General features: G+C 43.5%; 7 protein-coding genes and 1 pseudogene. 3 read left to right on the top strand and 5 right to left on the bottom strand.

The features are described 5' to 3' along the window. Positions 1–740: 740 nt before the first annotated feature. From B879_RS19050 to B879_RS23535, 5 genes are all read right to left on the bottom strand, one after another. Complete coding sequence (locus B879_RS19050) at positions 741–2,876, bottom strand: prolyl oligopeptidase family serine peptidase (RefSeq protein WP_009186856.1); 2,136 nt, start codon at positions 2,874–2,876, stop codon at positions 741–743. A 392-nt stretch (positions 2,877–3,268) separates the two neighbouring features. After that, the gene (locus tag B879_RS19040) at positions 3,269–4,771 is read right to left on the bottom strand and encodes a sodium:proton antiporter (RefSeq protein ID WP_009186854.1); all 1,503 of its coding nucleotides are present in this window, start codon (positions 4,769–4,771) and stop codon (positions 3,269–3,271) included. A gap of 189 nt (positions 4,772–4,960) precedes the next feature. Then, positions 4,961–6,187 carry a Glu/Leu/Phe/Val dehydrogenase dimerization domain-containing protein gene (locus B879_RS19035; protein ID WP_009186853.1) on the bottom strand — a complete coding sequence of 409 codons (1,227 nt, stop codon included), beginning with the start codon at positions 6,185–6,187 and terminating at the stop codon, positions 4,961–4,963. A gap of 52 nt (positions 6,188–6,239) precedes the next feature. Continuing rightward, the gene (locus B879_RS19030) at positions 6,240–7,214 is read right to left on the bottom strand and encodes an anhydro-N-acetylmuramic acid kinase (protein ID WP_009186852.1); all 975 of its coding nucleotides are present in this window, start codon (positions 7,212–7,214) and stop codon (positions 6,240–6,242) included. Next, entirely contained in the window at positions 7,151–7,315 is a 165-nt protein-coding gene (locus B879_RS23535) for a hypothetical protein (protein ID WP_306413711.1), read from the bottom strand. Before B879_RS23535 ends, B879_RS19030 begins: the two co-directional genes overlap by 64 nt. Positions 7,316–7,386: 71 nt before the next feature. Between B879_RS23535 and B879_RS19025 the strand changes: the two genes are divergently transcribed. From B879_RS19025 to B879_RS19015, 3 genes and pseudogenes are all read left to right on the top strand, one after another. Next, complete coding sequence (locus B879_RS19025; protein WP_009186851.1) at positions 7,387–8,160, top strand: type III pantothenate kinase; 774 nt, start codon at positions 7,387–7,389, stop codon at positions 8,158–8,160. Further along, positions 8,144–9,427, top strand: a complete 1,284-nt coding sequence (gene bamG, locus B879_RS19020) for a BamG family beta-barrel-assembly machinery protein (RefSeq protein WP_009186850.1) — start codon at positions 8,144–8,146, stop codon at positions 9,425–9,427. Before B879_RS19025 ends, bamG begins: the two co-directional genes overlap by 17 nt. A gap of 11 nt (positions 9,428–9,438) precedes the next feature. Continuing rightward, positions 9,439–10,270: pseudogene (locus tag B879_RS19015) on the top strand (hypothetical protein); the annotation flags it as partial.

The raw sequence follows: 10,270 nt of genomic DNA, 5'->3' as shown, positions 1-10,270 counted from the left end.
CAGCTACAGCCTAACTATGTTGGCTATGTTACTATGTTGTCCAAAAAAAACCTGAACCACCACAAAAATCCTTTTTTATCTGCCACAACTTGTCCCGCATGCGGGATAGAAACATAGAAAACATAGCTGGGCAACAGCAAACCTTTATTTTTAAAATCAGGCGGTTGATACAGGGGAAGCTATGTGTGCTATCTTCTCCTATGTGGTTAAAAAAAATCGGCCATCAATAACCCTCTGTGGTAGAGCGGAATGAAGCTTCAATAACTATCTTTTCTTTTTCCGAACATTTTCCTAAATGTTGAATTCTCAGCGTGACGGTCCATCTTTTCCATTACTAATAGCCCTCCAAGGGTTCGAAACCCTTGGAGGGTTTGGGTAAAATTCGTTTTTTATTGAACGCACATTCAATTTGGAAGACTGTTTGACCCCATCGGGGTCATATAGCTATAGACAGAGACATCAAGCTATAAATATACGACCCCATCGGGGTCGCATATCAAGTGCTATCCCTAATGATAAAAGGATAAGAAGATAGGATAATATATCATGAAAAACCCTCCAAGGGCTCGAAATCTTTGGAGGGTTGGTTTGAACTCCTATTTGCTTCAATAAATCCTAATATCGGAATCTCGGATGACCCCATCGGGGTCACATATTTATAGAAGAAAACGCCAGATAAAAATATACGACCCCATCGGGGTCGCATATCAAATTGTTCTTTATTTGATCAATAACACAAATTATTTATTCGGAAAACCCACCCCCATATTGTACAGACCAAAGGCAAAAATATCGGCAATCTCCGCAATCTGCATGGCGGTTGGTTTACCTGCCCCATGGCCTGCATTGGTTTCGATCCGGATCAAAACTGGATTGTTACCTTCATGGGCTTCCTGCAAGGTAGCGGCAAACTTAAAGGAGTGCGCAGGAACTACCCGATCATCATGATCAGCAGTGGTCACCAAGGTGGTGGGAAAGGCTGTTCCTGGTTTTAAATTATGTAAAGGAGAATAGCCCTTCAGGTAACGGAACATTTCCTCAGAATCATCGGCTGTGCCATAATCATAGGCCCATCCTGCACCGGCGGTAAACTGATGATAGCGCAGCATATCCAGTACACCCACCGCAGGGAAGGCTACTTTGGCCAGATCAGGTCTTTGGGTCATCACTGCTCCGACCAATAATCCCCCATTGCTCCCACCCCTCAAGGCTAGGAAATCGGAAGAGGTATACCCTGCTTTGATCAGGTATTCGCCGGCAGCGATAAAGTCATCAAACACATTTTGTTTCTTCATCTTGGTGCCGGCCAGGTGCCATTTTTCTCCATATTCCCCTCCACCTCTTAAGTTGGGTACGGCATAAACCCCGCCATTTTCCAACCATACTGTATTGGCAATACTGAAGGAAGGCGTCAGACTCACCCCAAAGCCGCCATAGCCATACAGGATGGTTGGGTTCTTACCGTTCATTTGCAATCCCTTTTTATGGGTGATTATCATGGGGATTTGAGTACCATCCTTGGAAGTATAGAAGATTTGCTTGCTTTCATACAAAGCAGGGTCAAAGTCTACCTCTGGGCTGTTGTACAAGGCTACCGCACCGGTGGCTATGTCGTAGGCATAAATGGAGCCAGGGGTAAGGTAAGAAGTAAAGCTGAAGTACAATTCTGTTTCCTCCCTTTTAGCAGAGAATCCTCCTGCTGTACCAATTCCCGGCAAGTCCACCACCCGCTCCAAGTTACCATCATAGGAAATTTGTTTGACCTCTGTGATGGCATCTTTGAGGTAAGATGCAAAAAATTTACCTCCTCCCTTGGATACGCTGAGTACATTTTCTGTCTCCGGAATCACATCCACCCAATTATCAGTGACAAGGCTGGAAATGGAAGTCTTGACCAAGCGGTTGTTAGGTGCATTCAGGTTGGTGAAAATAAACAGTTCCCCATCCTGATGATCGATCACATAATGTGTGTTTTCCATATCAGCCACGATGGACACGATCGGGGACATGGCCCTGCTCAGATCCTGCATGTATAATTCATTGCCTGTGGTGCTGTTGGCCGCGGTAATGACGAGGTATTTGCCATCTTCTGTGACAGAGGCACCCACATACCTTCTGGGATTGTTGTCATCTCCAAAAACCAGGACATCCTGGCTTTGGTCTGTTCCCAATTGGTGGTAGTAAAGTTTGTGGTTATTGGTCAAGGCGGAGAGTTTGGAACCTCCCGGCTTGTCGTAGGTACTGTAGAAAAACCCTTCATTCCCTTTCCAGGCAATGCCCGTAAATTTGGCATCCTCTATTTTATCAGACTTTAATTCCTTACTTTCTGTATCCATCACGTAGATGTCTCTCCAATCCGAACCTGCCACCGAAACGGCATAGGCAAAAAGACTACCGTCCTTGGTAAAGGCTGCTCCCGCTAAGGAAGTGGTTCCGTCAGCCGAAAGTTTGTTGGGATCTAAGAAGAGTTCCTCTTCCCCCTCAGGACCATTTTTTCTGTAGAGTACAGATTGGTTTTGTAGACCGTCATTGCGGTAGTAGTATTGATACGCTCCATAAGTATTCGGAGCAGAAATCCTTTCATAGTTCCAGACTTGCTCCAGTCTTTGGCGAACGGCCTCCCTAAAGGGGATTTGCTCCAGGTAGCCGAATGTAACCTTGTTTTGGGCTTCTACCCAGGCTTTGGTTTCCTCGGAATAATCATCTTCCAGCCAGCGGAAAGGGTCAGCCACGTTTTGGCCCCAGTATTGATCCACATGGTCTGATTTTTTGGTTTCTGGATAGTTCACTTCGATTGTAGGAAATTTTTCCTGTTGCCCGCAGCTAAGTAGGAGGCCAGCAACCAGGAAAGCGCTTAATAATTTATTTGGGCTCATGGGTCATTAAAGGATTTTTTTATGGGAATCGGGGGCAATTTAAGGGGAATTTCAAAGCGGGGCAAAAAGAGCCTTCTAAAAAGAGCCAAGGAATTAGGAAAAAGGCATAAGGGCAAAGGGAAAAGGGAATTGTCCTTTGTCCTTCCCCAAATAGCGTTGACCGTTTGGTTCATTTTTTAGGTAAGTGTTTATTGGAGGACTTGTGCCAGAGGCACAACCTATTGGTAGCAAAAAAGCGTCAACCATTCCCATCCGTCCTGTAGGGACGGCCGATGCTAAGCGTTCGGGAAAGGGGAAAGGGGGATTTCGGAAGTCGGATTTCGGAAATGGTAAAATCAACCAACAAAAAAACCGGCTTTCGCCGGTATAAAATATTCAGGTGGTTTTTTCAATTATACAAAAGCGAAGAATACCAGCCAGGTAATGATCAAAATTGGCAAAAGGATGGGCAAAGAGAATCGGATGATGTATCCAAAGAATGAAGGCATCTTGATCCCGCTCTGTTCTGCAATGGACTTCACCATAAAGTTTGGACCATTTCCAATATAGGTCATAGCGCCAAAGAATACCGCGGCGATTGAAATAGCCATCAGCTCAAAAGCCGATTGATCGTATTTATCCATGGCAAAATCCCTAACCATTTCAATATTACTGATTTCAGCACCTTGTGAAGCCATGGCTGCAGCCAGGAAATTCAGGTAAGTAGGTGCATTATCCAAGAACCCGGATAGGATACCAGTACCCCAATATAAGGTGTTGTGGGTGATCAATTGTGCACCTTCCGGTGATTTGGCGAAGTTGCCTACCAACTCTAGGGCAGGCATCATGGTACCAAAGATACCGATAAAGATAAAGGCTACTTCCCTGATGGGTTCAAAATTGAATTCATTGCCTTTGATGGCTTTTTGGTCGGCCAATTTAAAGCTAAAGTACGCGACAGAAAGCATGATGATTTCCCTGATAAAAGAGAATTTTTGTCCATCATAATGAATGGCCGGCACCCAGTCAATCACGTTCGGATCCAGGAAAACGGAGGCAATGACCACGCCAAGCCATAAGAAATTTTTGGTGCCGATCAGCTCAAATTTATTGGAGTAGGTCACCTCTTCCAATTCTTCCTCGTTGGCCCGACCATATTTCTTATCCACAAAGTAAAAGACCAAAGCAAGGAAGGCAAGGGCCAAAATCCAAGCTGGCCAATTGTGTTCCAAAGTCCAGAAGAAAGGAACCCCTTTCAGGAAACCAAGGAAGAGTGGTGGATCTCCAATAGGAGTAAGGGAGCCGCCCACATTACTTACCATGAAGATAAAGAATATGATATGGTAAGGTTGAATATTTCCTTTATTCAACCTGATAAAAGGCCGGATCAATAGCATGGAGGCACCTGTAGTACCGATCAGGTTGGATATCAAGGCCCCAATCAGGAGTAAGGCCACATTCGCCATTGGCGTGGCTTTTTTATCTATTTCTATAAGGATACCTCCTGATGCAATGTACAATGAAGCCAAAAGCGCTATAAACTGAACGTATTCAGCCATGGCGTGTACTGGGCCATGTACATTATGCAGGGCAAAAAGGTAGTAAAAGACCACAAAAATGGCCAATCCAACTGCTATTTTGGGATAATTATGATGCCAAAAGTGCTCGTAGAACAATGGGCCTGTGGCTATCATCAATAATAAAACTACAAATGGGATTACCAGCCAGACGGGTGCGTCTTCATGGTGCTCGTGACTGTCATCATGAATATGAGCAGCCACACTGGTAATAGGTTCATCTTGTTCGAGACTTTCGGTGACTTCAGTTTGTACTTCCTCTGCAGTCTGGGCATAAGCGGGATTTGAAAAAATCACAAGCGCTAATAGGAAGACAAAAACATGGAATATGTTTCTCATCAAAGTAATTTAAGCAATTTTCTTCAACTGGTTGCACAATAAGCCCTAAAACCTATAACCTAAGTTAGGTTTATTGAGGATTATTCTTGCTAAACTACTTAATTTGATTGAAAAGCACCACATAAAATGAGCAAGCCGGGTTGAATTAATTTAAAAGGTATTCAACCCGGCTGATGATTGGCTGAATACTTATATCAGCTGCTTAAGTGCAATTTCAAGAGAGGCCTGAGCAATCTTAGTTTTTCCAGGATTTTTCTCATGCGTCTTTTTTAAAGCCTTGGCGATGGTCTTGCTTACATCTTTAAAAATGGCGTCATCGGTAAGTTCGGCTTTATCCGACATCAGGTAAGCAAAGACCCGAGCCATACCACAGTTTGCGATAAAATCGGGCAGTACGGATACCTGCTCGTCCATCCAAAGGCCTATAGGTCCCAGGAAAATTTCCGGATCGGCAAAAGGTACATTGGCACCACAAGAAATCACTTCCAAGCCGGTTTTCACCATTCTTTCTGCGTGTTCTTGAGTAATCAAGCGGGAAGCTGCAGCAGGAATAAAAATCTCTGTGGGCAGGTCCCAGATAATCTCATTGATTGTATCAAAGGGGATCATGTCATCCGCTACCAACTTATTGCCTTCTCGCTTAAGGAAAAGTTCACGGATTTCATCCAAGCTATAGCCTTCTTCTTTAATAAGTCCACCTTCCCGGTCAATAATTCCAATAATTTTAACACCTTCCACAGCGAGGAAACAGGCCGCGGCTGCCCCTACATTTCCCCAGCCCTGTATGATGGCTCTTTTATTTTTCAGCTGCCCACCCCAGATTTTATAGTAGTGCCGGACAGCCTCGGCAACACCATAACCCGTAATCATGTCGGCTACGGTGTATTTCTTAGGGCCATTGGGTGTGTAGTCAGGATCTTCCAATACTTTGGAAACACCCTGTCTCAACTGTCCTATTTTACGGATTTTTTGAGGTTCAGTGGCATTGAAATGTCCGCTGACGATACCCTCTTGGGGATGCCAAAGGCCATAAGATTCAGTGATGGGGATTACCTGATGGATTTCATCCACATTCAGATCGCCACCGGTCCCGTAATAATTTTTCAAAAGGGGCATGACGGCTTTATACCATCTTTTGAGCACTTCCTCTTTTCTGGGGTCATTAGGGTCAAAGTTGATGCCGGATTTAGCGCCTCCTATGGCTGGACCTGAAACGGTAAATTTAACCTCCATGGTTTTGGCAAGAGATTCTACTTCTCTTTTGTCCAAGCCTTTACGCATGCGGGTTCCCCCTCCTGCAGCCCCTCCTCTTAGGGAATTGATCACTACCCAACCTTCTGCTTCCGTTTCGCTATCGCTCCATTCAAAAACAATTTCAGGTTGTTTGTTCTCAAATTTTTTGAGTAATTCTTTCATGTTGGTATTTGGGTTTATGCGCGCAAAAATAGAAATATTTGTCAATCAATTGTCAAAAACCGTAAACGGTACCTCCGCAATTGTCCCTTGAGGCCCCAGTTACGCTGTGTAGGCAGTTGTGTTCATTTCTCAGCCTAAGAACTCCCAGGAAAGCAAATATCAGGGCTTCTTTGTAATTGATCAGTTCTTTGGACGCATAAACAATAGAAAAAGATTCACCAAGCACCTGATTTAATGTTTCTATAAAAAAAGTATTGAAGGCACCTCCTCCTGTAATCAGCAGCTTGGCTTTCCTATCAGGAATGGGCTTGATGGAATTTTTCAGTTGAATGGCAAAGTGTTGTACCAATGTATGTAGGATATCTTCGGTGGTATGTTTTTCTTGTTCTAATATTTCAAAAAAAGGATCAAGGTCTTCCCTGCCCAAGGATTTGGACCCCTGTATGTAGTAATAATTAAGATTATTGAGTTTATCCAATACTTCGGGCAACAATTTCCCTTTTTTGGCCAATGCCCCATCTTCATCGTAAGCCATGCCCACTTGATTGGCATAATGGTTGAGCAAAAGATTAAAAGGACAGATGTCAAAAGCCAGTCTCAGCCCGGTGTATTCCATACTGACGTTGGCGATGCCGCCCAGATTGATGCAATAATCGTATTGTCCAAAAAGAAGCCGGTCACCAATAGGGACCAATGGTGCTCCCTGCCCGCCCAATTGCACATCCAGCATTCTGAAATCATTGATGACGGGAAGTTTCGACGCTTTATGCAATGCCCAGCCATTACCTATTTGCAGGGTCAGCCCCTTATCGGGTTGGTGGAAAACCGTATGGCCATGGGAAGCTATGGCGTCTATTTTGAGTTTATTTTCACTCACAAAGAACCTCACTTTTTCCCCCATCCATTTGCCGAATTGTATATCCAGCAGGGAAAGTTCCAGTCCATCCAGTAGATGGGATTTTTTCAGATTTTCTTCCAGTGTTTCAGGGAAGGGGAAGTATGATAGGCATGCAGGTGATAGGTCCATTTTTGCTGCTCAAAAATAAATTCACAATAGGCTAAATCCAGACCGTCACCGGATGTTCCTGACATCAAACCGATCATATGGTAGCTTTTTCGTGGCGTCATGGGTTAAATTTTGTTAAATATAGCTGCCCCAAAGTTAAATTTATTTTACACAAAATCTGTCCTATCTTAAAATGAGTAATTTCGCCATTGTAAAGTTTTCATCATCATTCATCGATCCTTTGAAACAGTTTGTAGTCGATATAGGCAATACCCGAATCAAAACTGCTCAGTTTGAGGAGCACAGAATGGTGGATGAGGTGTATTTTGAAGATTTTGATGCTTTCAGAGCGTATTCAGGGACCATTGCATTTGACCATGCTCTGATCAGTTCGGTCACTTATACGTCAGAAGTGCTCAGAGATTTGTTGGACTTTCCTTTCCTGTTTCTCAGCAAAAGCACCCTTATTCCTATCAAAAACCTGTATGCTACACCGGAAACACTGGGAGTAGACAGAAAAGCAGCTGCTGTAGGCGCCAGGTGTATATTCGAACAAGGTCCCCTCTTAACCATAGATATGGGCAGTTGCATTACTTATGAGATTTTGGATGAAGAGGATCAATATTTTGGTGGAGCGATTTCTCCTGGGTTGAAAATGCGCTTTAGGGCCATGCACCAACAGACGGCAAGGTTACCTTTATTGGATTTGCCTTTGGGAGAAAAGCCAGAGTTGATCGGTAATTCTACGGAAAAGGGGATGAAAAGTGGCGTATATTACGGCATCCAGCACGAAATGCTTGGATTCATTGCGGCCTATCAGGCCAAATATCCTAATTTGAGGGTCATTATTTGTGGAGGTGATTCAAAAATTTTTGAAAGCTTAACAAAAGACCACATATTTGTAATCCCTAATTTGGTCCTGTATGGCCTAAATAGAATATTAACTTACAATGTCCATCTACAATAGGCTGAAAATTCTGGGCACTTGCTGTGCCTTCTTTATACTTTCCGAATCCTTTTCACAGTCCAGTGTATCTACTTACAGTGCCCTAGGCATAGGTGACTTTAATAACCTGGGATTGACCCAAAACCAGTCCATGGGCGGTTTGGGTATCAGTTTTGGTACGGGTTGGGGACTTAATTACATGAACCCTGCTTTGAGTACCAGAAATACCATTTTTAATTTTCAGGCGGCTTTCAATTACAGGAGAATCAATGCCACTACAGATACTGAATCGGAAACCCTTGATGGGGGAGGGCTTTCTTATGTGGGAGTCTCCTTACCCGTAAATTCAGGCAAGCATACCATGGGCCTTGGCCTCAATCAGGTCACAGGGGTGAGTTATAACATTCTGGTAAGAGGAGACGTGGCCAACTCTGATTTTTCGTCCCTTAACCTGATAGATGGAGAAGGGGGGATTTCAGAAGCCTATTTATCTACTGGGTATATGGTAGCCAAAAACCTGAGCTTGGGATTGCATGCTTCCTATTTATTTGGGTCTACCATCAGGACCAATCAGTTGTCCTTGCTTTCAGAAGAAGGCTTGCCCGTCGGTGTTTCTTCAGAGTTTTACCAAAGATTGACCATCAGCGATGTGGCGTTCAAAACAGGGGCACATTATTATTTTAAGGTCGGATCCAATAGCAACATTCATCTGGGTGCCATTTATCAGGCGTATGGAAATCTTAATGGAAAAGAATTTGCGAAGGTAGCAGATTTTGGTCAAGCTAGCAGGCCAGATGGTGATGGCGACATCATCAGAAATAACGAGCAAGGCTCAATTTATGTGCCTAATAACATAGGTTATGGCATATCTTATGAAAAAATTAATAAATTTGTAATTGGCTTGGAGGCTCAACAGCAACGTCTTAGCCAATTCAGGAGCTTCGATGGTACTTCCGGTGAGCTGGGTGATTCCTTTACGGTTTCTTTGGGTGGGCAACTTGCTCCAGACTTTGCCGCATTAGCCAATGTTTTCAAAAGGACTACTTGGAGATTTGGCGTGAATTATCAGCAAACACCTTACGTTGTGGCCAATACACAGATTGAAGATATTGGCATCAATTTTGGAGGTTCAGTTCCTATAAACAATTTGTCGTTGGCCAATTTCGCCATCAGGCTGGGAACCCGCGGTACCACAGAAAATGGATTGATAAGAGAGAATTATGTGTCATTTAGTCTAGGATTCTCTCTCAACGATAATACATGGTTTTACAAACGAGTATTTGATTAAAGTTAACAGACATGAAAGTTAAAAATGTATTAGCCGGGTTACTGACCATAGCGGTTGCGGGTTTTGCTCAGGCACAAGATGGATGGAACTGGCCTTCTGATCCTGCAAAAGAAGCCAAAGCAAGGGAGTTGAATGCTGCCTATGTGGATTATATGAAATCAGAGCAATTTGTTGAGGCTACCAGGCCTTTACACTGGTTGTTGACCAATACGCCTGATTTGAATGAGTCCATTTATATCAATGGCATCACAATCTATGACGGTGCATCCAAAACGGTCAGTGATGAAGCTCAAAAGCGGATTTATCAGGATTCTGTCATGACCATCTTCGAGCATAGAAGAGAAAAATATGACAACGAGGCAAGGTGGATAGAAAATAAAGCCTATTATGCTTACAATTACTATGTAAACGACAGAGATAGGGTTGGTGACATCGTGAAAGCCTTTGATAGGGCAATGGAGGTTAATGGAACGATCAATACCCCTGGACTTACAGCTGCATTTTTCAATGCGGTGTACAGGCACAATGCTTACAATAAGGCCTTTACTAAAGAAGAACTCCTTGAGAGATTTGAGACTTTAAATAAAATTCTTGATGCTGCAGAAGCAGAGGGTAAGGATGTGGCTGCGCCAAAATCAACGCTTGAGCAGTTAATTGTGGCCATGGAACTGATCGATTGTGAGTTTATCGAGAATACCTTAGGTCCAAAATTGACAGCTGACCCTACCAATTTGGTTTTGGCACAGCAGATCTTCAAGTATTCTGTACAGTACAAGTGTCTTTCTTCCAATTCATTCCTGACTGCTTTGGAAATCATTGACTCCGACAACCCTACCTTCTCTA

The sequence above is a fragment of the Cecembia lonarensis LW9 genome (assembly GCF_000298295.1).
GTDB lineage: Bacteria > Bacteroidota > Bacteroidia > Cytophagales > Cyclobacteriaceae > Cecembia > Cecembia lonarensis.
Note: the sequence above shows the minus strand (reverse complement) of the source record. Positions and strands in the feature narration are given on the sequence as shown.

Excerpts from the sequence above, each read along its gene's own strand:
- B879_RS23535 (WP_306413711.1), bottom strand. The coding sequence starts at position 7,315 with ATGACGCCACGAAAAAGCTACCATATGATCGGTTTGATGTCAGGAACA.
- B879_RS19040 (WP_009186854.1), bottom strand. The coding sequence starts at position 4,771 with ATGAGAAACATATTCCATGTTTTTGTCTTCCTATTAGCGCTTGTGATT.
- bamG (WP_009186850.1), top strand. The coding sequence starts at position 8,144 with ATGTCCATCTACAATAGGCTGAAAATTCTGGGCACTTGCTGTGCCTTC.
- B879_RS19035 (WP_009186853.1), bottom strand. The coding sequence starts at position 6,187 with ATGAAAGAATTACTCAAAAAATTTGAGAACAAACAACCTGAAATTGTT.
- B879_RS19050 (WP_009186856.1), bottom strand. The coding sequence starts at position 2,876 with ATGAGCCCAAATAAATTATTAAGCGCTTTCCTGGTTGCTGGCCTCCTA.
- B879_RS19025 (WP_009186851.1), top strand. The coding sequence starts at position 7,387 with ATGAGTAATTTCGCCATTGTAAAGTTTTCATCATCATTCATCGATCCT.
- B879_RS19030 (WP_009186852.1), bottom strand. The coding sequence starts at position 7,214 with ATGGACCTATCACCTGCATGCCTATCATACTTCCCCTTCCCTGAAACA.